This is a genomic window from Arcobacter sp. LA11 (genome assembly GCF_001895145.1).
Taxonomy (GTDB): domain Bacteria; phylum Campylobacterota; class Campylobacteria; order Campylobacterales; family Arcobacteraceae; genus Halarcobacter.
Genome location: NZ_BDIR01000007.1, coordinates 51,278 through 74,918 on the forward strand (window position 1 = coordinate 51,278; position 23,641 = coordinate 74,918).

23 protein-coding genes are annotated in these 23,641 nt (G+C 28.5%); 16 read left to right on the forward strand and 7 right to left on the reverse strand.

Annotated elements, in window-relative coordinates:
* Window positions 1-15 precede the first annotated feature (15 nt).
* Window positions 16-714: a nitrous oxide reductase accessory protein NosL gene (locus BT997_RS09360; protein ID WP_072681517.1), complete on the reverse strand. Its 699-nt coding sequence runs from the start codon at window positions 712-714 to the stop codon at window positions 16-18.
* A 131-nt stretch (window positions 715-845) separates the two neighbouring features.
* Here BT997_RS09360 and BT997_RS09365 point away from each other — a divergent pair, with 131 nt between their 5' ends.
* The 16 genes from BT997_RS09365 to BT997_RS09440 all read left to right on the forward strand — a co-directional run bounded on the left by BT997_RS09365 (window position 846) and on the right by BT997_RS09440 (window position 15,345).
* Window positions 846-1,991 carry a nitrous oxide reductase accessory protein NosL gene (locus tag BT997_RS09365; protein ID WP_083568630.1) on the forward strand — a complete coding sequence of 382 codons (1,146 nt, stop codon included), beginning with the start codon at window positions 846-848 and terminating at the stop codon, window positions 1,989-1,991.
* Window positions 1,984-2,304: a hypothetical protein gene (locus tag BT997_RS09370; protein ID WP_072681519.1), complete on the forward strand. Its 321-nt coding sequence runs from the start codon at window positions 1,984-1,986 to the stop codon at window positions 2,302-2,304. The genes BT997_RS09365 and BT997_RS09370 overlap by 8 nt, the downstream gene beginning before the upstream one ends.
* Window positions 2,294-3,481 carry an ABC transporter permease gene (locus tag BT997_RS09375; protein ID WP_072681521.1) on the forward strand — a complete coding sequence of 396 codons (1,188 nt, stop codon included), beginning with the start codon at window positions 2,294-2,296 and terminating at the stop codon, window positions 3,479-3,481. Before BT997_RS09370 ends, BT997_RS09375 begins: the two co-directional genes overlap by 11 nt.
* The gene (locus tag BT997_RS09380) at window positions 3,481-4,152 is read left to right on the forward strand and encodes an ABC transporter ATP-binding protein (protein ID WP_072681523.1); all 672 of its coding nucleotides are present in this window, start codon (window positions 3,481-3,483) and stop codon (window positions 4,150-4,152) included. Before BT997_RS09375 ends, BT997_RS09380 begins: the two co-directional genes overlap by 1 nt.
* Window positions 4,149-5,117 carry a hypothetical protein gene (locus BT997_RS09385; RefSeq protein WP_072681525.1) on the forward strand — a complete coding sequence of 323 codons (969 nt, stop codon included), beginning with the start codon at window positions 4,149-4,151 and terminating at the stop codon, window positions 5,115-5,117. The genes BT997_RS09380 and BT997_RS09385 overlap by 4 nt, the downstream gene beginning before the upstream one ends.
* Before the next feature lie 25 nt (window positions 5,118-5,142).
* Window positions 5,143-5,970 (forward strand): ABC transporter permease, encoded by an 828-nt coding sequence (locus BT997_RS09390; RefSeq protein ID WP_072681527.1) that lies wholly within the window; start codon window positions 5,143-5,145, stop codon window positions 5,968-5,970.
* Between the two features lie 32 nt (window positions 5,971-6,002).
* Entirely contained in the window at window positions 6,003-6,503 is a 501-nt protein-coding gene (locus BT997_RS09395; protein ID WP_083568632.1) for a nitrous oxide reductase accessory protein NosL, read from the forward strand.
* 206 nt (window positions 6,504-6,709) lie between these two features.
* Complete coding sequence (gene nosZ, locus BT997_RS09400) at window positions 6,710-9,307, forward strand: Sec-dependent nitrous-oxide reductase (protein ID WP_072681529.1); 2,598 nt, start codon at window positions 6,710-6,712, stop codon at window positions 9,305-9,307.
* Window positions 9,308-9,469: 162 nt separating this feature from the next.
* The gene (locus tag BT997_RS09405) at window positions 9,470-10,255 is read left to right on the forward strand and encodes a cytochrome C (RefSeq protein ID WP_072681531.1); all 786 of its coding nucleotides are present in this window, start codon (window positions 9,470-9,472) and stop codon (window positions 10,253-10,255) included.
* Window positions 10,256-10,264: 9 nt separating this feature from the next.
* Window positions 10,265-11,476: a nitrous oxide reductase family maturation protein NosD gene (locus BT997_RS09410; protein WP_072681532.1), complete on the forward strand. Its 1,212-nt coding sequence runs from the start codon at window positions 10,265-10,267 to the stop codon at window positions 11,474-11,476.
* Window positions 11,477-11,486: 10 nt separating this feature from the next.
* Window positions 11,487-12,230, forward strand: coding sequence for a 4Fe-4S dicluster domain-containing protein (locus BT997_RS09415; protein WP_072681535.1), 744 nt, complete (start codon window positions 11,487-11,489; stop codon window positions 12,228-12,230).
* Window positions 12,227-12,829 carry a hypothetical protein gene (locus BT997_RS09420; RefSeq protein WP_174247225.1) on the forward strand — a complete coding sequence of 201 codons (603 nt, stop codon included), beginning with the start codon at window positions 12,227-12,229 and terminating at the stop codon, window positions 12,827-12,829. The genes BT997_RS09415 and BT997_RS09420 overlap by 4 nt, the downstream gene beginning before the upstream one ends.
* Entirely contained in the window at window positions 12,826-13,317 is a 492-nt protein-coding gene (locus BT997_RS09425) for a c-type cytochrome (RefSeq protein WP_072681537.1), read from the forward strand. Before BT997_RS09420 ends, BT997_RS09425 begins: the two co-directional genes overlap by 4 nt.
* Before the next feature lie 24 nt (window positions 13,318-13,341).
* Complete coding sequence (locus tag BT997_RS09430; RefSeq protein WP_072681539.1) at window positions 13,342-14,247, forward strand: NapH/MauN family ferredoxin-type protein; 906 nt, start codon at window positions 13,342-13,344, stop codon at window positions 14,245-14,247.
* A 1-nt stretch (window position 14,248) separates the two neighbouring features.
* Complete coding sequence (locus BT997_RS09435; protein WP_072681541.1) at window positions 14,249-14,887, forward strand: ABC transporter ATP-binding protein; 639 nt, start codon at window positions 14,249-14,251, stop codon at window positions 14,885-14,887.
* An 8-nt stretch (window positions 14,888-14,895) separates the two neighbouring features.
* Complete coding sequence (locus tag BT997_RS09440) at window positions 14,896-15,345, forward strand: nitrous oxide reductase accessory protein NosL (protein ID WP_072681543.1); 450 nt, start codon at window positions 14,896-14,898, stop codon at window positions 15,343-15,345.
* A 34-nt stretch (window positions 15,346-15,379) separates the two neighbouring features.
* Here the strand turns inward: BT997_RS09440 and purL are convergent, their stop codons facing one another.
* The 6 genes from purL to BT997_RS09470 form a co-directional block, all read right to left on the reverse strand.
* Window positions 15,380-17,593, reverse strand: a complete 2,214-nt coding sequence (gene purL, locus BT997_RS09445) for a phosphoribosylformylglycinamidine synthase subunit PurL (RefSeq protein ID WP_375537752.1) — start codon at window positions 17,591-17,593, stop codon at window positions 15,380-15,382.
* Window positions 17,594-17,682: 89 nt separating this feature from the next.
* Window positions 17,683-18,087, reverse strand: coding sequence for a response regulator (locus BT997_RS09450; protein ID WP_072681547.1), 405 nt, complete (start codon window positions 18,085-18,087; stop codon window positions 17,683-17,685).
* Window position 18,088: 1 nt separating this feature from the next.
* On the reverse strand, window positions 18,089-18,601 hold the full coding sequence (locus tag BT997_RS09455) for a chemotaxis protein CheX (protein WP_072681549.1): 513 nt from the start codon (window positions 18,599-18,601) through the stop codon (window positions 18,089-18,091).
* Window positions 18,594-21,437: an ATP-binding protein gene (locus tag BT997_RS09460; protein WP_072681551.1), complete on the reverse strand. Its 2,844-nt coding sequence runs from the start codon at window positions 21,435-21,437 to the stop codon at window positions 18,594-18,596. The genes BT997_RS09455 and BT997_RS09460 overlap by 8 nt, the downstream gene beginning before the upstream one ends.
* Before the next feature lie 8 nt (window positions 21,438-21,445).
* The gene (locus BT997_RS09465; RefSeq protein ID WP_072681553.1) at window positions 21,446-22,588 is read right to left on the reverse strand and encodes an ABC transporter substrate-binding protein; all 1,143 of its coding nucleotides are present in this window, start codon (window positions 22,586-22,588) and stop codon (window positions 21,446-21,448) included.
* A gap of 68 nt (window positions 22,589-22,656) precedes the next feature.
* Window positions 22,657-23,616: a murein L,D-transpeptidase family protein gene (locus BT997_RS09470; RefSeq protein ID WP_072681554.1), complete on the reverse strand. Its 960-nt coding sequence runs from the start codon at window positions 23,614-23,616 to the stop codon at window positions 22,657-22,659.
* Window positions 23,617-23,641: the final 25 nt, after the last annotated feature.

The window sequence follows — 23,641 nt, forward strand, 5'->3', positions numbered from 1 at the left end:
TATAGAAAAAGATAATTATCTTCTAGATAGGTAAATCCCTACAGCTTGTAATTTCTTACCTTTTAACTCTCCACATAGTTTATTTTTACTTATGTAAGTCTTTGCTTGCGCAGTTGAGTTAAACTTTACATGAACCTCTTTACACATTTTATTATAAACTTTTTCACCCATCATTTGCATTTTCTTTTGTCTTTTTGCAATCATGGCACTCTCTTTTTTAAGCTCACTTGATACCATGGCAAAAACATCATCAAATGTTTTTATTTCTCCACCATTTGCTTTTGCAAACTTTTGAGCATCTTCTTTTTTAGCAAAACCATATTTACTTACCATAGCCATAGTCGCAGGTTTGTTACTACCTACTACATAAAAGGCATCTTTAGCTTTGATAAATTTCAAATCACTGTTATTTACTACTTTTAACTCAGCAAGATCAGCTTTGTTTATAATCTTATCTTCTACTAAACAATGTATAGAACAATATTGTTTCATACCATCTGCAGATTTTGCAGCATGATTTGTTTTATAAAATATTGGTAATGTCATACCACAAACTGGACAGTAAGCTTTTGAATCGCCCTCTTGAACAAGTGTCGCTTGAGATGCAGGTACAGCTGTATATCTCATCTTTTTTTGTTTTTTTGCCATCTCATTTGCAGATGATGCAGAAACTAATAATAAAATAGCCAATGCAGAGAATAATAAATTCCTCATAAGTTTTCCTTTTTTTAAATAATTACAAAATCTTATACTTAAATTGTTAATTAATTGTTAAATTTAAGCTTATTTTTAACTTTAATTTAACAAACCTTTGATAATATTATCAAAAATTTTAAAGGCTATTCTTGTTAAATAAGATTCTATATTTTTTATTTATATTTATAATTTCAACAAATACTTATGCAAATAGTAACTTCTCAAAAAAAGCTATAGTTAAGCCTGTTCTTACACAAAAAGGAGAAGAAAAATATTGGTGTCCTGTATGTGGTATGAATATTAAAAAGTTTTATAAAACTTCACATACTTCAACATTACAAAATGGTACACCTAGACAGTATTGTTCTATACATTGTTTAGCAAAAGATAAAGAAGAATATGGAATAGACTCAAACAATATAAAAGTTGTAAATGCAAAAACAGAAAAATTAATAAATGCAAAAACTGCTTTCTATGTAGTTGGAAGTAAAATAACAGGAACAATGAGCAAAGTTAGTAAGATAGCCTTTGCTAAAAAAGAAGAAGCACAAGAGTTTATAAAAAAATATAAAGGAAGAATAGTTACTTTCGATGAAGCTTTAAAAGAAGCCAAAAACTCTTTAAAAAAAGATGACAAAATATTAAAAACAAAAAAGAAGAAAAAAATATATCCAAAGGGTAAAAAAATCTTTGAAAAAAGATGCCAGCAAGATATCGACCCAACTATGTATTTAGAAATAAACGAGTTAAAAGCAGATATAAAAAACAATAAACTATGTAAAAAATTAAATGAATCACAATTTCAAGCTGTATCTCTTTATCTTTGGGATGTAAAAAGATTTGGAAACTTAAGCCACATTGAGAATCCAATTGAAATAGAAGATACAGACAAATGTCCAGTATGTGGAATGTTTGTAGCAAAATACCCAAGATGGGTTGCACAAATTATTTATGTACATGGAGACCATGAACACAAGTTTTCATTTGATGGAGTAAAAGATTTATTAAAATTTTATTTTGACCCTAAAAGATGGCTAAGTAGTGAAAATAAGCACCCTATTTCAAAAGAAAAAATTAAAAATATTTTAGTAACTGATTATTATTCACAAAAGCCCATTGATGGAAGCTCTGCTTTTTATGTAATAGGTTCAGATGTTTATGGTCCAATGGGACATGAATTAATACCTTTTGAAGAAGAATCAGATGCAAAGACTTTCAAAAAAGACCACGGTGGAACAAAGATTATAAAGTTTGACAAAATAAACGAAGAAGAAGTTTATAAATTAGATGAATAAAAAAAGTAAATATCTATTTTTCACTATAGTAATAGCTCTTTTTACAATTGCAATTGAGCTTACATATCTTAATAGTTTTAAAAGCTTGACTAAAAAAGATATTGAAGAGAAAAATATTTTAGTCTCATCATTAGGACTTCCAGACTTAGCCATATCAACAGAAGCTATGTATATCAGACATAGAAGTTTAAGTGATACTTTTTCTGTCTTCAAAGAAGGACCAGAACTTAAAGAGTATTTTCCTACAACTTTTATCTATTCCCATTCACATATTTTAAATAATACCCCATCAAAGATTATAAATGAAAAATAAAATAAATATCTATTTAATAGAATATGCTATAAATTCCCTACTAAGACAAAAATATAAAAATATATTTATCCTAATAGTTTTTACATTTTTAACTTCACTTTTAACTTCAATATTTTTTATCTCAAACTCTATAAAACATGAGTTGAATTCAACACTTAAATCACTTCCAGAAATAACAGTACAAAAGTTAAAAGCAGGAAGACATCACAGTATAAATACTCAAATAGTTGATGATATTATAAATATTGCAGGAGTTGAAGATGCAATTCCAAGAGTTTGGGGATATTATTATTTTGCAAATGCAGGAGTAAATTTTTCTGTTGTAGGTATTGATGAGTTTGAGAACCAATACAAAGACTCTTTAAATAAAATTATAAAAGAGAATGATTTTTCAAAAGCAGAAGAAAACTCATCTATGATTGTAGGAACTGGGGTAAAGAAGATACTTGATGAAAATTATTATAGTGAATACTTCAACTTTATACGTCCTGATGGAACTATAAAACCAGTAAATATTGGTGGAGTTTTTAAAAGCAATCTACAACTAGAATCAAATGATATCATCCTACTTCCAAAAGAAACTGCCTTAGATATTTTTGCAATGCAAGAAGATATGGCTACTGATATTATAGTAAAAGTATCAAACCCAGAAGAGATATTTACAATTGCTTCAAAAATCAAACTTATGTATCCAGATACTAGAGTTATTACAAATAAAGAATTAGAAATAAGTTATCAAAATATTTTTGATTATAAAGGTGGTATGTTCTTAGCACTATTTATAGTCTCTATCTTTACTTTTTTTATAATCATTTACGATAAAGTAAGTGGTTTAAGCTCTGAAGAGAAAAAAGAGATTGGTATCTTAAAAGCAATTGGTTGGAAAGTTGAAGATGTTTTAAAAGAGAAGTTTTATGAAAGTTTTATTATCTCTTTTATCGCTTATACTTTTGGAATATTGATTTCATTTACTTTTGTATATATTTTCCAAGCTCCACTTTTAAGAAATATTTTTACTGGATATTCACAATTAAAGACTTCTTTTGAACTTCCATTTGTATTTGATTTTAATACTCTGTTTTTAGTGTTTTTCCTAAGTGTTCCTATTTATATTGCAGCAACTATTATTCCATCATGGAAAAGTGCGACTATTGAGACAGATAAGGTGATTAGATAATGATAGAACTAAAAAACCTAACAAAGATTTTTGAAGTAAATAAAAACAATAAAACAACAGCACTAAAAGATTTAAGTCTAAATATAAAAGAAGGTGAGTTAGTTGTTATAAAAGGTGCAAGTGGTAGTGGTAAAAGTACAGTTCTTTCACTTATTGCAAGTTTATCAAAACCAACAAATGGTGAAGTTATAGTTGACGAAAAAAGAGTTTCAAAACTTCCTGATAATTTTGCATCTTTATATAGAAGAGAACATATAGGATTCATTTTTCAAAAATACAATCTAATTCCTACAATAAGCGTAAAAGAAAATATTTTACTTCCACTTATTCCTCAAAACCCTGATGAAAAAGAAGCAACAGAACTTTTAGAAAGAGTTATGAAAAGATTTAAAATTGAACACAAAAAAGATAATATAGTAAAAAATCTTTCAGGTGGAGAGCAACAAAGAGTTGCAATAGCAAGAAGTCAAATAAACAATCCAAAAATCATAATAGCAGATGAACCAACAGCAAATTTAGATAAAGAACTCTCTTTACACTTCATCGAAATTTTAAGAGAATTAAAATCTTCAAATAAAACAATCATTGTAGCAACTCACGACCCACTATTTTTTGAACTAGATTTTGTTGATAGAGTTATTGAACTTTCAAATGGAGAACTTGTAAAATGATTTTATCTCCTGAAGTTTTAACTATAATCATATTAAATATCATATTTTTAGTATTTGGTACTATTGCATTTATTTTAAGTATTAAAATATTTTTTAACTGGAATATAGAATCAACTTCACAAAAACAATACACTTTAGAAAAACAAAGTTTTTTAACAGCAACTATTATCAAATATATTTTATCAATCAAAATACTTCTTTTTATATTTTTTGTTTTTACACTTGATAAAATTTCAAATGTATTAACAGGTGCAATGTGTGCAGCTGGAGTTGTAGATGCAACATCTTATGGGATTTATTTGTTACTATTTAAATTGATAAATATCTATCTTTTTGGATTTTGGTTAGTAATTCACAAATTTGATATGAAAACTGAAAGTCTAAAATTTACAAAACTAAAATTTGGATTCTTTTTATTTATCTATATACTATTTATTTCTGAAATTATTTTAGAGATTACTATGTTTTCTTCTATTGATGTAGATAAACTTGTAAGCTGTTGTGGAACTTTATATTCAAATAGCCAAACTTCATATCTTTCATCTATATTTATGATTAATACTTCTTACCTTCTTATATCATTTTATTCAGTTTTTGCACTTTTGATTATCTTCTATTTTATAAAAAACGACTATCTATATATCATTTTTAATTTAATTTTTCTAATCTTAGCAATTATTACATTGATTGTATTTTTTGGTACATACATTTATGAGCTACCAACTCACCACTGCCCATTTTGCATGCTTCAGAATGAATATTCATATGTAGGATATATCTTATATCTATCACTTTTTCTTGGAACTTTCTATGGATTTAACATAGGAATTAAAAATATCTTGACACAAGACAATGAAAATTCGAGTAATTATTATAAAATGTCACTTGCATTTATAATATTCTATACTTTATTGGTAAGTTATTATCCTATTGCATATTATATAAAAAACGGCGTATTTTTATAAATTATTTTTGTTTAAAAGGAAGGTTATGAAAAACCTGGCGTTAATTGCTTATTTAGATTTAAAAGAATCACTTAGAGCAAAATGGTTTCTTGTTTATTCGTTAGTTTTTGGTGGAATGATTGCACTATTTTTTATTGCAGGAGTTACACAATCACAAGTTATGGGATTTAGTGGATTAAGTAGATTATTACTTATGTATATCCAAGTTACTATTGTTATCCTACCAATATTCATACTTATTACAACTGTTCGTTCAATATCAGGAGATAGGGATACTCATATTTTAGAATATATGTTATCTTTTCCAATATCTTTAAAACAATATTATTGGGGTAAAATTTTAGGAAGATTTATTACTGTATTTTTACCTGTATTTTTTGCAATGGTTATTGCTATTGTTTATGGAGCTTCTATTGGGGCTTCTATTCCTTGGGATATTTTCTTTTTATATACAGGATTACTATTTTCACTTTCATCAGCATTTTTAGGAATTGCATTTTTTATATCATCATTTGTTAAAACAAGTGAAGTTGCACTTGGTATTTCATTTTTTATCTGGATTTTTCTTTTAGCATTTATTGATATTGCACTCATTTCTCTTATGATGCAAAATAGATTTAGTGAAGGCTTTATTATTAGTATCGCGTTATTAAACCCAATGGAAATTTTTAGAGTTGCAGCGATTTCTCTTTTTGATCCATCACTTACAGTTATGGGACCTGTTGCATATTATATTTTAGATACACTAAAACAAACTACATTTGTTTTATTCTCAATTTTATACCCACTTGTTTTAGGTTTAGCTTTTGCATTTTTAGGTTATGCAATATTCTCTAAAAAAGATTTAGTTTAATAAAAAGTTGTTATTACGAAAGGAAAAAAATTATGTTAACAAGTAAAAAATTCTCACTATTTATATTATCTACATGTCTTGCTTCAACATTGACTCTAAGTGCAAGCGAAGCTTATACTATGAATTATGATGAAAATACAAGAGGTTTAGTTAGAAAAATGCAAATACAAAAAGACCCATCATGGGCAGCAAAAATTGTAAATAAAAATTCAAAAGAGTTTTATTTTTCAAGTCCTAAATCAATGTTAGAATTTTATTATAATCCAGAAAAATGGCCATCTGCAAATACAAAAAATGCAAATGAATTAAAACATGTTATAGTTACAGATTATAAAACCTTAAAGCCTATTGATGCAAAATATGCTTTCTATGTATATGGAAGTAATAAAATTTCTCTAGCAGGAGATGACTTACCTGCTTTTGAAAATATAGCAGATGCTAAAAACTTCTCAGAAAATAATAATGGAACTAAAATATTAAGTTTCAAAGAGTTAAGTAATGGCTTAATTCAATTACTAAATGGTGATATTTAATCGCCATTTAGTCACAACTCTGTCACTTTCTACACATCAAATCTTAAATATAATTTAAATTTCAAAATTAATACTAAATTTAACACATAATTAACAAATCCTTGATACATGTCAAGATTTTGCATTTTCTAAAGTGCTAAAATTACACGATATTAGAAGTTTTCATGTATAAAAAAATCTAATAATTTCAAGAAGGAGAAGTTAAGATGAAAAAAACACATAGTAAACTTTCTTCATTAGTTCTAGGAACAGCTTTAACTGCTTCTGTTGCATCTGGTGCAACAGGAGAATTAGCTAAAGTAATGAAAGAAAGAGGCCTATCTGAGATTGATGTAATCAGAGCAGCTAAAACTTATAACCCTACTGGTGTAAAAGACAAATATGTTATATTTTCTTCTGGTGGACAATCTGGACAAGTAATTGTTTATGGTGTTCCGTCAATGAGAATTTTAAAATACATTGGTGTATTTACTCCAGAACCATGGCAAGGTTATGGTTATGATAAAGACTCTTTAGCAATCTTAAGACAAGGTAATGTAAGAGGAAAAGAGATTAACTGGGGTGATACTCACCATCCAGCTATTTCAGAAAAAGATGGTAAATATGATGGTAGATGGTTAGCGATTAATGATAAAGCTAATCCAAGAATTGCAGTAATTGATTTAGAAGATTTTGAAACAAAACAAATTGTTCCAAATCCAGTATTTAAATCAAATCACGGTGGTGCTTTCTTTACTCCAAATTCAGAGTATATTATTGAAGCATCTCAATATGCAGCACCATTTGACAATGGATATCACCCAATCGAAGAGTACAAAGAGACTTATAGAGGTGGGGTTACAATGTGGAAATTCAACCATGAAAAAGGTAGAATTCAACCTAAAGACTCTTATACAATCGAAATGCCTCCATACCACCAGGATTTATCTGATGCTGGTAAAGGTGTAAGTTATGGTTGGGGATTTACAAACTCATTTAATACAGAAATGTATACAGGTGGGATTGAAGTAGGTAATCCACCAAATGAAGCTGGTATGTCAAGAAATGATACTGACTTCTTACATGTATATAACTGGAAAAAACTTGCAGAAGTTGCAAAAGATCCAAAAAATGTAAAAGTTATTAACGGACATAACGTTATTCCAATGGATGTTGCAGTTAAAAACAATGCATTATTCTTAATTCCAGAACCAAAATCACCTCACGGTGTTGATGTTTCTCCTGATGGGAAATATATGATTGTTTGTGGTAAATTAGATACTCACGCATCTGTTTACTCTTTTGAGAAAATCAAAAAACAAATTGATAACAAAGAATTCGTTGGAAAAGATCCATACGGTATTCCAATTTTAGATATGAAAAAATCTTTACATGGACAATTAGAGTTGGGTCTTGGCCCTCTACATACTCAATATTCTCCAGTAGACGGACAAGTTTATACTTCTTTATATGTTGATTCACAAGTTGTTAAGTGGAACTACAAAGACTTAAAAGTTTTAGATAAAGAAAATGTACACTATAACATTGGTCACTTAGCTGGTATGGAAGGTAAAACTTCTGATCCTCAAGGTGAGTATATCATTGCATTAAATAAACTTGCAATTGATAGATTCCAAAATGTTGGTCCTTTACATCCACAAAATCACCAGTTAATTGATATTTCTGGTAAAACTATGGATTTATTAGTTGATATGCCTCTACCTCTAGGTGAACCTCACCAAGCTGTTGGTATTAGAGCATCTAAGTTACACCCACACGTAAGATATAAAATGGGTACAAACTCTAAAACTGGTGAAATTCATGAAGGTAAAACACTTGCAGGTCAAGAAAGAGTTGTAAGAGATGGAAACCATGTAACAGTTTATGCTACATTAGTTAGATCTCACATCAATCCAGAAAGACTTACAGTTAATAAAGGTGACTTAGTTACTTTCCATATGACAAACCTTGAGAGAGCTCAAGATGAGACTCATGGATTTACAATCGGTGGATTTGATCAACATGCATCATTAGAACCAGGTGAAACTACTACTATGGAATTTGTTGCAGATATTGAGGGTGTTTTCCCTTACTATTGTACTGAATTCTGTTCAGCTCTTCACTTAGAGATGATGGGATATATGATGGTTAAAGATCCTGAGAAAAAATATGTAAGTGCACAAAAAATGAAAATGAAAACTATGACGCCAGAGGAATTAAAAGCTGAATATGACAAAGCTGTTGCAGTAAATGCTGCTACAGATGCTGTTATCCAATCAGTTGTTAAATTCTTAAAAGCAAATGGTTTTGATAAACATAAAGTTGTTGCAGATTTAGTTACAGATGCATTTGACCAATATGGACAAATTCCAGCTGAAAAGAAAAAATCTGATGCAGCATTAAAAGCTGGAGACATTGAAAAAGCTGTTCTTCATGAAGGTATGATTTGGCAATTAATGGTTAAAACTGCTGACGTTGGAATTAGAGCAAAAGATACTTTAGTTACAAAAATCGCTACTAAACAAAGTGCATCTGCAGCAAGAGGTGCTACGGCATTTGCTGAAGGTGGTTGTAATGGTTGTCACGTAATCGGAAAAGTTTCATCAGGTCCTGATTTAACTGGTGTATTACAAAGACATGAAAATGGTGTAGATTGGGTAAGTAAATTCATTCTTGAGCCAGAAACTATGTACGATGACCCATACGTTAAAGGTATGATTGATTACTTTAAAATGAAAATGCCTAACCAAGGTATGACAAAAGAAGAAACAAAAGATATCATTGAATATCTTAAATGGATTGACGAAAACGCTAACCTTTTCTAAAATCTAATTATAAGAAGGAAGAATACTTATTCTTCCTTTTTATTGACTCGTATCAACGACTGTGATATATATTTCTGCTATTCTTATATTATAATAAATTTTAAAGTATAAATTATAACTTTAACTTATACTTTAGAACTTAAACTACGAAGGACACACAAAATGCATACAAGTTTTATAAAAGCAAAAATATTTGCTTCACTTGCATTAATTATTATGACTCTTGCTTTTACGCTACCTATGATTACTTTTCATGGGACATTAAACAAGATACATGAAGGTAAAACTGATGAGATTTCTCCTCTTGCAATAAAGACTTGGAATTTTTACAATCAAGGAAGATATAAAAGTACAACTACTCCTAAAGAAGCACACAATGATTTAGAGCAAATGATTGAAACTTCTTCAGAGATTGGTGTTGCATCACTTCCAATTTGGTCTTGTTCATTAGAAGCACCAAATTATCCAAAAAAAGCATTCCCACAAGGTATTCCAGTATTTTTCCATTTTGATGGATTCTCAGGAGAAGTACATGAAATGAATACAATTAATCACTATGTTGGAATGGATCCAATGTGGAGAGGTGGAGTTATAGAAAGAGAAATTGGTATTTATGCCTTATTAGGGCTTTCTTTATTTATGATTTTCTTTATTCTTTACAATAAAAAAATATTAACATATATAATGATAATACCAGCTTCATTACCTCTACTATTTATTGCTGATTATTCTTATTGGCTTTATTGGTTTGGGCATAACCTCCATGATTGGGGTGCATTCAAAATAAAACCATTTATGCCAACAGTATTTGGTAATGGAAAAATTGCACAATTTACTACTCACTCATACCCAACTATTGGTTTTTACCTATTATTAGCAATTGGACTATTAAGTTTATTAGCAATATTAGCTAAAAATAAAGCAATGAAAGAAACGGATACAGAATAAGGTTTTATAATGATTAAATTATTAACAGTTCTTAGTCTTTTATTTTTTAATTTCTTGCATGCAAATTTATTGCAAGATACAATTGATAAAGCACCAGAAGGATCAATTCTTAAACTTCCAAAAGGAGTTTATAAAGGCTCTATTGTAATAAATAAGCCTTTATCAATTATTGGAAAAGAAGATGGTGTTATTATTGATGGAGAAGGCACAGGAACTGTAGTTGAAATAAAAAGTCCATTTGTAACAATTAAAAATCTTACGATTACAGGAAGTGGAGATAGACACGAAAACATTGATGCAGGAATTAAAATTTCTGATTCGAAACAGTCTGAAATTTCTAATTGTATTATAAAAGATTCACTTTTTGGTATTGATGTTGCAATGACTAATAATTCTATAATATCAAATAATTACATTACCTCAAAAGACTTAGACTTAGGACTAAGAGGTGATGGACTAAGACTTTGGTACTCAAATGACAATATTGTAAAAAAGAATAAAGTAATAAAATCAAGAGATATGGTTATATGGTATTCACATGGAAATGAAATTTCAGAAAACTTTGGTGAATACAACAGATACTCTTTACACTTTATGTATGCAGGTAAAAACTTTGTTAGAGATAATACTTACCAATACAATTCTGTAGGTATATTTTTTATGTATAGTAAAGACACTATAGCAACAGGTAATACTGTAAAAAGTTCTTTAGGAGCTACAGGTATGGGTATAGGATTAAAAGATGTATCCAACTTTACACTTAAAAACAATACTGTTATTTATAATGCACAAGGAATATATATAGATAGATCACCATTTGAACCTGATACAAAAAACTGGGTTGAAGATAACCAAGTTTTATATAACTCAGAAGCTATCCATTTTCACTCATTAAGTGAAAACAATGTAATCAAAGGAAATACTATCTTAGGAAATATTGAAGATATTGTAAATGATAGTAGAGGTGCAAAAACTGATGAAAATGAAATAGAAGGTAATTATTGGGACAACTATGAAGGCTTCGATAAGAATGCTGATAATATTGGAGACACTCCACATAAAGTTTATCAATATGCAGACCAACTTTGGATGTACAATAAAGATGTAAAATTCTTTTACGGTTCACCTGTAATTTCTTTACTAAATTTTCTTGCAAAACTAGCTCCATTTAGTGAGCCAGTATTTTTAATGCAAGATGCAAAACCAAAATTAAAGATGTAAGGATTTAATTATGGCAAAAATTAAAAATGAAAGAAGAGACTTTATTAAATTCTCTACACTGGGAATACTTGCTGTAGCTCTTGGTGGCGGAGTCGTAATAAGTCCTTATGCTTTACAAGCAGAAATGAGACTAAGACCTCCTGGTGCAGTTTCTGAAAAGGAATTTTTAGCACTATGTATCAAGTGTGGGCAATGTTTACAAGTATGTCCATATCATTCAATAAAACTTGCAGATATGGCAAAAGGTCATGGTATAGGAACTCCATATATTGATGCAAGAGATAGAGGTTGCTATGCCTGTAATGCTGTTCCATGTGTACTAGCCTGTCCAAGTGGAGCATTAGATCATGATTGTGAAAAACCAGAAGATATTAAAATGGGTATTGCAGTTTTAGAATTTCCAAACAAATGTATTGCTATGACAAACACTCCTGTTCCAAAAGGACATAGTAAAAGAATTCATGACTTTACAAATGCACAAAGAAATGTAACTCAACTTGAAAGAGATGTATTGGAAAAACTTGATGCCTTTGAAGGCAAACAATGTACAATATGTGCTGATATGTGTCCTATTCCAAATCCTTTAAGTGCTATATCTATGATTAGAGATGGAAGTGGTAAAAAACCAGAAGTTTATGAAGGATGTATCGGATGTGGTGTTTGTGAAGAGTTATGTCCAGCAAACGAAGCAGCAATTGTTATAAAACCAAGATTATCGTATGAAGATTATTATGTTAAAGGAATTAAATCGTGATTAAGAAAATATTATTAAGTACAGCAGTTATCCTCTTAATTTCTGGCTGTTCAGATAAAAAAGAAGAGCAAAAAATGATGGAAAAGAAAGAAGTTGCAACTCAAGCTCCTTTAAAAATAGAAGTTGAAAAAAATGAAAATGCAAAAGAGATAAAAGTTGTTCAAAAAGAGACTAAAAAAAATGAAAATGAAACTTACTACTTTAACTATAATGGTGTAAAAACTAAATATGATCCAAATGCTGAACCTGCAAATAAAGATGCAAATATTAGAGTTGCACCAAGAAGTAAAATTGATGCAAATATGCACGTAAGAAGCCCTTATGAAAAAGTAAAGATTTCTATGCTTGTAAAACAATTAAGTAAAGAGTTCATTGTTAAATGTTCTGCTTGTCATAATGATTACGCAAATGGAATTATTGGACCATCTTTATTAAAAAAAGATTCTGATTCTATTTATAAAAGTATTATGAAATTTAAAGGAAATAAAGATGCAAATGTCCTAATGACAGGACTTGTAAATCAAATGTCTGAAGCTGAAATTAAAAAAATTGCAGATGAAATATATGAATTTAATAAACAAATCATGGAGATGAAATGAAAAATATAATAGCTATAATCTCAACAGTAATAGTAGTAGGATTGATGGCTTATACGTTTAGTAACGGAAGAGCTTTTCAAGGTGGCGAAGCAGCTAAATTTTTTGGAGATATTAAAGTAGATAATAATGCTCAAGTGAACTCTCAACCAGCAGAAAATGAAAATCTTGAAGATGATAAAATTAGAGCCTTAAGAGATAAAGCTGGAAATAACAGTTCATTCCAAGTAAGTAATGCTTACAAAAGTAAATGTGCTTCTTGTCACGGTGTAGATGGTTCAGGATTACAAAATGGTAAAAAACTTATGGGACCAGGATTAATTGGACAATCAGAAGAGAAGTTATATACAGATTTAGTTGAATTTAAAGCAGGAAGAAAAGAAAATCTAATTATGAAAGGTTTATTAATAAACTTATCTGATGAAGATTTAAAAGAGTATGCAAAAGAAATTTCACAATTCAAAGCTAGAAGAGATGCTTTAGAAAAATAGCTAGGAAGCTGTTAGGAAAATAAAATGGATAAATGGAATTCACGAGCAACAATAAAAAATACAACATTTTTCTCAACATTTTTTGATAAAACAAAAGAAGGGAAATCATATTTTTCGTATAGAATGAAAAGATGGATTGTTATTATAGCAATTCATTTATTATTCTTTTTATCATTTGCTATTGATATTCAGACATTAGAAGGAACTTTAAATGGTTCAAGATTTTTAGGTTTTCACTTAATTGACCCATTTACAACTATTCAATTGTATCTAGCAACATATCACATGCCAATTAATATTGTTATTGGTACAGCAACAATTGTAATATTTTATCTACTCATTGGAGGTAGAACTTACTGTTCTTGGGTTTGTCCTTATGGATTATTAAGTGAAATTGCAGAAAAAATTCACAATAATCTAGTTGCAAAAAAGATAATAAAAGAGAGAAAATTTGATCACAGAATAAGACATATTTTTTGGATTATGTTTGTTGTAATGGCAATCACAAGTGGCTATTTAGTTTTTGAAACATTTAATGTAGTAGGTATTTTAAGTAGATTTATTGCTTATGGTTGGAGTTTAGCTTTATCTTGGGTTTTAATAGTTTTTTTAATAGAAGTATTTTTTGCAAGACGAGCTTGGTGTACATATCTTTGTCCTATAGGAACTACCTATGGTTATATAGGAAAAGCAAGTGCACTTAGAGTACAATGGAATGATAATTGTGACCACTGTATGGTTTGTCATGATGTATGTTTTGAAAATCAAGTATTAGAACTTACAAAAGCAAAATATGATGAAGAAAGAACAGAAAAAGGTATAAAAACACAATATGTAACAGGTGCTGACTGTACTTTATGTGGAAGATGCATAGATGTGTGTCATGCAGATGCACTAAAATTTGATTTTAGATTAAAAGGTTTAGTATAAAATGATACAAGTTTCAAATTTAACAAAAAAATTTGGCGCTCACGTTTCTTTAGATGATGTAAGTGTTAAGTTTGAAAAAAACAATTATGTAGCTTTGATGGGACCAAATGGAGCAGGTAAAACAACCCTTATTAGGTCTATTATGGGATATTATCATCCAAATGAAGGTGAAGTATTAATTGATGGATTAAATCCGGTTAAAGAGAGAACAAAAGTTTTAGATAACATCTCTTTTGTACCTCAATTACCACCTCCAATTAAACTTAGTCTTAATGAACTAATGCAGTATGTTCAAACTAGTTCAAATGTTGAAAAAGATTTAATTATGCATTATGCAAATGAAATGAAACTTGATATTAAAAATAATCTGAATAAATCATTCTTCAAACTGTCTGGAGGAATGAAACAAAAAATGCTTATTGCCATTTCTTTAGCAAAAAAGAGTGAAATTATAATTTATGATGAACCAACTGCGAACTTAGATCCAAAAGCTAGAGATGATTTTTATAGACTTTTAGAAGAGAACGAAAAAGAGAAAATATCTCTATTTGTAACTCATAGATTGGACGAAGTAAAAGATATAGTAAATAGACAAATATATATGGATTTAGGAAAAATTATATCTGACGATAGAATATAAGGATTTTTATGAGAAGAAAAATATTAAAAGTACTTGCATTAGCCCCTTTTGCACTTTTATTTACTTCATGTGAAAAAAAGATTTCCCATGAACATAGAGAAGTACATTGGGATAGAGATATGTGTGAAAGATGTAAGATGGTTGTAAGTGAAAGAAACCACGCTGCACAAGTGATAAATAAAGAGACCGGAGAAGCTTATATGTTTGATGACATTGGTTGTGTTATTCTTTGGTTTAAAGAAGAAAATATAACATGGAAAGATACAGCTAGTATCTGGATAACTGATGTTAAAACTTCAAAATGGATAGATGCAAGAACTGCACACTATGATACTGTTCATCAGACACCAATGGCATATGGATTTTCTGCTAATGAAAAAAAAGAGTCTATAGTTAAAGATTCTGAAATTTTAAATTTTGAAGAGATGTCTAAAAGAGTTCTTCAAAGAGGAAGATAATAAAAAGAGGATTTACCCTCTTTTTATTTTATTATTATAAATCTTGTTCAATAACTTCTTTGAATTTATTGAAGTATACATCTTTTAAAGAGTCTAACTCTTTATAGATATCATTGATAGAAACTTTTCCACCACCAACTAATCCTAAGTTAGAATAAATTATTCCATTCTTTTCACAAAGTCTTTCAAAAGCTTGATAATTTTCAGGGCTTACTTCAACTACTGCTCTAGATAATGATTCAGAGAAAATATCTCTACTTTCTTCAAGAGAAATATTAGCTTCTACACCTCTATTTCCAACAACAGCCATTTTTGCTAAAGCTATTGCTAAACCACCAACATTTACATCTTTTGCAGCTTTTAATAAACCTTCTTTATTTGCTTCAATTACAGTATTCCAAAGATTTAATTCTTTTGAAAAATCAACTTCTGGGTGAACACCTGCAACAGTATCAAACATTTTTTTCATATATAAAGAAGCACCAAATTCTGATTTAGTATCTCCTAAAAGATAAATCATATTTCCATCTTCTTGGAAACAAGAAGGTAATGATTTATTTGCATCATCATTTACACCAACCATCGCAATTGCAGGAGTTGGGAAAACACCTACACCGTTAGTTTCATTATATAATGATACATTTCCACCAATAACTGGAGTATTTAACTCTTTACAAGCAGACTTAATACCTTCACAAGCTTGTGCAAATTGCCACATTACTTCAGGGTTTTGCGGATTACCAAAGTTAAGACAATCAGTAATTGCTTTTGGAGTTGCACCTGTCATTGCTACATTTCTTCCAGATTCCATAACTGCGGCAGCAGCACCTAGTTCTGGATTAATATAACATTGTCTAGTATTACAATCAGCACTCATAGCAAGTGCTTTTCCTGTCTCTTTGATTCTTACAACTGAACCATCAAGTTTACCAGGTCCTTTTACTGTATTAGTTTGTACCATTGAATCATATTGGTCATAAACCCAAGATTTATCAACTACTTCCATATCTGAGAAAAGTTTATCAAATACAACTTGATTTGAAAACTCTTTACTCATATCAACATCTTCAATACCATCTAAATACTCAGGACGAGCTACTGGTCTATCTAAGACTGGAGCTTGTTCAGATACGGGTTGAACAGGTACCTCAGCACATTTTTCACCTTCCCAGAACAGTTCCATATTTCCTGTATTTGTTACTTCACCAATTACAGCTACATCTAATTCCCACTTTTCAAAGATATCAATAATTTTTTGTTCACAACCTTTTTTAGCACAAATTAACATTCTTTCTTGAGATTCAGAAAGCATGAAATCATAAGGAGTCATTCCTTCTTCACGTGCAGGAACTTTATCTAAATGCATAATCATTCCAGACTCTGATCTTCCTGCCATTTCAAATGAAGAAGAAGTTAATCCAGCAGCACCCATATCTTGAATACCAATAATATAATCATGTTTAAATAGCTCTAAACAAGCTTCTAAAAGTAATTTTTCAGTAAATGGGTCACCAACTTGTACTGTTGGTCTTTTAGACTCAGAATCTTCATCAAATGCAGCAGAACTCATAACTGCTCCACCTAATCCATCTCGTCCTGTTTTAGAACCAACATACATTACTGGATTTCCAATACCTTCTGCAAGACCTAAGAAAATTTCATCAGCTTTTGCAATACCTAAGTTAAATGCATTTACTAGGTTATTTCCAGCATAACACTCTTCAAAACCAACTTGTCCACCAATTGTTGGAACACCCATACAGTTACCATATCCACCAATACCTGCAACAACACCTCTTAAAAGATATCTATGTTTTTGTGCAGTTTCACTATCACCTTCAATTCCAGCAAATTGGATTAAATTCATACTTGCAACAGGTCTAGCACCCATTGTAAATACATCTCTCATAATTCCACCAACACCAGTTGCGGCACCTTGATAAGGTTCAATAAATGAAGGATGATTATGTGATTCCATTTTAAATACAGCTGCGTAACCATCACCAATATCAATTACACCAGCATTTTCACCTGGACCTTGAATTACCCAAGGAGCTTTTGTAGGAAAACCATTTAAATATTTCTTACTAGATTTATATGAACAGTGTTCAGACCACATAGCTGAAAAGATACCTATTTCTACGTAATTAGGGTCTCTTCCTAAAATTTCTTTAATATTTTCAAGTTCTTCAAGTGTTAGAGAGTGAGCTAATGCTAACTCTTCAAGATTCATCTCTTTTTGCATGATTTGCCTTAATTGAGTATATTTTAAGCGCGATTTTATCTAAATATTAATTAATTACTTATAAAAAAGTAGTCTAAAAAAAGATGAAGATTTTACTCTTCATCTAATAATTCATCATCTTCTTCTTTTGCATATTCTGGAAATAATGCTCCAATTGTTTTTTCTAATTTTTCTTTAGTTATTGGTTTTAAAACAAAATTTTTTGCACCAGCTTTTAAAGATTGAGAGACTAATTCCTCTTGTCCATGGGAAGTTACCATTATTATAGAAACATCAGGTAATATTTCTTTTATAAGCTTTGTAGCTTCAATACCATTCATTTCTGGCATTGTTATATCCATAGTAATTAAATTAATATCTTTATTCTCTTTACAAATTTCAACTGCTTGGGCACCACTATTTGCATCTGAAATAACTTTATGTCCTAAGTCAGTTAAAAACCTAGTTATATTTTTTCTTATAACTAAAGCATCATCTACTACAAGTACATTTAACATTTTATAATTCCTTCAAATCTAATTTATCTGAAAATACATCTTTAGGGCCTATTACAGTTAACTGAATATCCCCATCGACAGTACTTATTTGTGTTTCTAATATCATAGAGTTTTTATATTTAGCTAAAGATTTAGCTTCATGGATTAATATTGGAGGTGTAATATTTATTACACTATCATCAATAGGATTTTTGATTGCATTTCCAATTACAGTGTTACTAACTTCACAAGCTACACTGTCTTGTATCTCTATTAACTCATCACCTTCATAAACTTCTCCATAACAAAACTCTTGTACTAGTTTATCTAAAACTGAATCATCAAATCCCATTGTTATGATAAGTTGAACTGAACCACCTGTACCAATCAATACTGTATTTTCTTTTAAGGTAATATGCTCAGAGTTTATCACTTTTGATTCATCATTTACAACAGATATACTCATGTCATCTTGTAAAAAACTTTTCAATCTATCTAATATAGGTATTAAAAGTTGGCTATATGTATCATACATTTCTCATTCCCTCTCTTTTATACGGTAGTTTAAAAATAAAAGTTGTACCTTCATCTATAATACTTTTTATTTCTACATTACCTTTTATTTTTACAAGTTCATTTTTTACTGCTGATAGTCCTATTCCTCGTCCTGAAATATCAGTAATTTTTTCACTCGTACTAAATGATTCATAAAAAATCAATCCAAAAACTCTTTCATCATTCATTTTATCAAACTCTTCTAAAGATAACATACCCGCTTCAATTACTTTTTCTTTAATTTTTTCTTTACTAATACCACCACCATCATCTGATACTAAAATAACTAAAGAATCATCCTCTATTTTAAAACTACAAACAATTGAACCATTTTCATTTTTATTTAACTCTAATCTTCTTTCTACATCTTCAATTCCATGATCTATTAAATTTCTAAAAACATGTATTAATGATTTTATAAATGGTTTAAAATTTGGAGGTAGGATGATTGTTTCATCTCCTAATATTTTAAAAGGATAAATTTGTTTATTCAGTTTATCAGCTAAATCTACACATAATCTAGGATAAACTTGTAATGCTTGATATAAAGTTCTTGATCTTAATTTTTGTGTCTCATTTAATAAATCTTCATAGTTATTAGCATGTTTTTTATCTATTTTACAATAATCACTAATCTTCTCTTCTAACTTAATCACTGATTTTTCATTTATTTTTATATGAGATTCTTCATCAATAAAAGTATCTCCTAAGATTGATGAAATAACTTCTAAATCATTTTCTAACCAAGAATAAAAATTGTTTCTTTCTAATAAGTTTTTTAAATTATCATTTGAAAAGTCTTTATCTTTTATATGTTCTGATATTTCACTTTCAAAAGTATGTAATTTCTTAACAATATTTGACATATAAAGTTGAGCGAACAATCCTTTAAAAGTATGAATATCTCTATATGTTTCACTTAGATTAAATAAAGAACTATTATTTAAATCAAATATTTTTAACTTATTTGCTTCAAAAGTTCTAAACTCATTTAAAACTTCGTAAAATTGTTCAGGGTCGCTAACTATTGTAACAATCATTTTTAATATTTGCTGCTCATTTTTTATTCTTCGTTCTAATTTCTTTTGTGCAGTAATATTTGTAATAATTAACATAATTTTACTATCATTTAATCTTTTATATTCAACAGTAAGTGCTCTTTTATTTAAAATAAACTCTTTTTGTAATAATGAAATATATGAATTTTGAATAACATCATTTTCTTCATTAAAGATGTCTTCCAAGGTTTGATAGAAAAACTCTTTTTTATCATTGTCACTTTTATAAAATAAATCTACAACATTTCTTCCTGCGATCTCTTTTCCTAATAATTTTTCACATTCAACTGAATACTCTGCATCTACTATTAAATTATTATCAAAAGATAAAAAACCTTGTTTTGCATTATTAAATAAATCTGCAATTTTCTGTGTTTTTTTAGATAACTCTTCGGTTCTACGTTCTACTCTTTTTTCTAAATCTTTATTTAGAAGAGAAATCTCTTTATCCCTTCTTTTTAACTTTTTGATATTTATTGAAAGAGAAGAAGCCATTTTATTAAAAGCATCTACAAGTTTTTTATATTCGTCATTAAATCTTACTTCAATATTAGTATGCAAATTATTTTTCTTAGTCGAAATTCCTTCAATAGACTTTGTAATATGAGCTAAAGGTTTATTTACTCTTGATAATAAAAGCCAACCAAAACTAAAAAGAAAAAAGGCAACTAATATAAGTATTATAATAATTAAAGAGATAGTATTTTTTGAAGTTTTTTCAAAAGAACCGATTATTTCAGTATTAATTTTCTTAGCAATATTTGATAAAACTTCTATATTTTCAATCAATTCAGTGTTTTTCTCATTTCTACTTAACATAAGATTATCAAGCTCTTTTCTTTGAATAAAAGAAAACTCTTTTAAAGTAATCAAAGAATCTTCTAATTCACCAATTCTAATAATATGTGAAGTCATTTGTAAAACTATATCTTTTAACTCTTTATCATCTAGTCTATTTATAAGATCAGAAACTTTCTTTTCTAAAAAACTTCTAGCCTGTACTATCTTGTTAGTTTTTATATCATTTAAAGTATCATAGCTAGTAGCAATATTTATCTCTCTTGCAATTACAGTTAAGCTAGTAACAGCCTTTTGAAGTTCATTTATATCCCTAGAAATTTTATCTTTATTCCCGATTAGCGCCTGAACCAAATCAGGAATAATATCTTCTAAATTAGATTGCCCATTTTTTAAAGCTTTAGCAAGTTTACGGTTATCTCTTTTATTTTCTAGTTTAATCTTCCCAGAAATTAATTCAGTTAAATTTGTAATAATTTTTAACTCTTTTTCAATTAAGACTAAACTATTTGACAAACTATGATTATAACTAATTATAGAATATGACAACTCACTCATGTTAGTTTTTATTTCAACATACTCATCTAATAATTTTTGTATATTTGATAAAGATTGATTGTAATCTTTTGTATTTATATTAGAAAGTAAATTGATTTTTTCTAATGAAGTCATCTCCTCAAATGAAATTTCATCTATAACATCAAATTCTTTCAAATCTTTTGCTGAGATAATTTTCATTTCAACTTCACTGATATTTCCCATACTATTTAAAATATATTTTGCTTGTTCTTTTAATTTTACAATATCACTTATTGTACTATTAGACTTTTCAATACTTTTGCTTATGTAAATAAAAAGACTACTTATTGAAAGAACAGAAAGCGCCATAGAAAAAAGCCCTAAATAAATGATTTTTTTTATTGAAAAGCTTGAAAATATTTTATCAATAAGTTTAAACATAACTACACCTATTTAAGTTCATTCCATTTTAATTCTACAAATTTATTATTTTTAATAATTGTAGGCCAAATAATATCACTGAACTGATATTTATTTTTATTAAAATCAGACTTCTTTCCTATTCCAATATCTAGATTTTTCATGTTTAAAATTTTATTTATAATATTTTCTGTCGAAATATTTTCTGAAGATAAATCATTTACTGCCAAAGCAAAAAGTTTTGCAACAATATATCCTTCTAAAGAGACAAAGTTAGGTTTTGCATTTGGTAAATACTCTTTTAAATCAATTAAATACTCTTTTACAATTGGTAAATCTGACTCATAAAAAGGAACTACTTGAGTAACGATTACATTGGAAGTTTCTTCTCCAAGTGCATTTTTTAAAGCTTCACTTCCAACAAAAGATACATTTAAAAAGTACGCATTTGGAAAATCTTCTTTTGCAAGCTTTATAAATTTTGCAGCAGGAGCATAAGCACCCACAATAATTACTGCTTTTATATCTTCTAAACTATCTAGAATTGTACTTAAACCATCTTCTACATTTAAAGTATTTCTAGTATATCTTCCATGTTGGATTTTTTTAATACTATGATTTAAACCTCTACTATTTAATGCCCTAACTACCCCAAAATAGCCTGCATTTCCATATCCATCATTTTGAGTAAAAAGTGCTATCTCTTTTGGTTTTATACCAATAGAAAGTAATCCATTAATCATATTTGCAGTTTCTTGTGCATAAGAAGCACGATAATTGATTATATATCTTTCTGGGGGATTTTTACGTAAAACACCTGCTCCTGTAAATGCTCCAAAAAGTAAAGTCTTTTTTTCATTTGCAATAGGAACAGTAACATTTGCAGTAGGAGTTCCTACATTTCCTAATACTGCTAAAACTTTATCTTCTTCAATAAGTTTTCGCATATTTTTTGCAGCAGCCTTTGGTTCATAACCATCATCATAGGCAATTAATTTGAATTTATGTTTAGTATTTGATTTATTGTTTTTATTAAAGTAAGTGAGAATTCCATCTCTTACATTTGTTCCTAACTTCTCAGCAGGACCAGAAAAAGCAGCACTAATTCCAACTTTTATTTCAGAAGAAAAAATAGTTGAAATGGAAAAAATAATTAAAACTAAGATTCTCATAACAAACCCTCATTTTTATATAATTTATTATATCATATAAAAATAAGATTTAAATATTATTTATTATTTTATCCCTCTGCTAGTATTTTAATCTTATTGTTTTTTAACTCAATATAAAGTTCTTTTTTCCCAACAAAAGTGTAATATTTTGTTTTATAATCCTCGTCCATTACGACTTTATACATCTGTTTCTTTAAAGAGTTTGGATAAGGAGTTATATTTATATTTGAAAATTTAATTTTCTTTTTTTCTTTTTTAGAAAAAATTCGTTTTTTATATGCTTTAAACTGATTTATTGTCATACCATCATGTCTTTTAAATGAATTAGAATAAAATTTCAGATAACTATTTATATCTGAAGCTTTCCATGCTTCTCTCCATTTAAAGATTGAAGATAAAATAATACTAATGTCTTCTCTTGAAGCTTTTCTAAAATTCTCATCTGAAATTAACAATATTGATTTATTAAACTCAATATTTTCATCTAATTCTTTTAATCTTGGATTATCTAATGCAATACAACCTTTTGTAAATTCTTCTCGTTCTTCATTTAAAGGCATTCCATGAATCCAAATTCCATGACCTTTTTTATTTAATGTTTTATCAAAAGTATTTGGATATGAAGTTACTAGAGCTAGAGGTCCATAAAATTGGTCTAATTTTGTCAGTTTTTCTGTTAAGTCATATACACCTTCTGGAGTTTTTAAATCACCTTCAACTTGTTTATCTCCATCTTTTTCACCAACTATAACACTATCTCTTAAAACTAAATTATGATTTTTTTTATCAACTTTGTATAAAGCAATTTCCTTTGCACCTTTTTGTGCTAAAATTAGAAACTTCTTTGATTCATAATATCCAAAGTCTACATTTTTATCTGATAAGTATTTTTCCCAGTAATTCTTTGTTGTTAACTCTTTTTCAAGTTGTTCTTTAACAGCATCTAAACCTTGACTTCTATATATATCTACTAAATCTGCAAGCATAATATTAGAAATTATTGTTAAAAATAGTAAAATTTTTTTCACTTAATTCCCCTAATCTTTTATATTG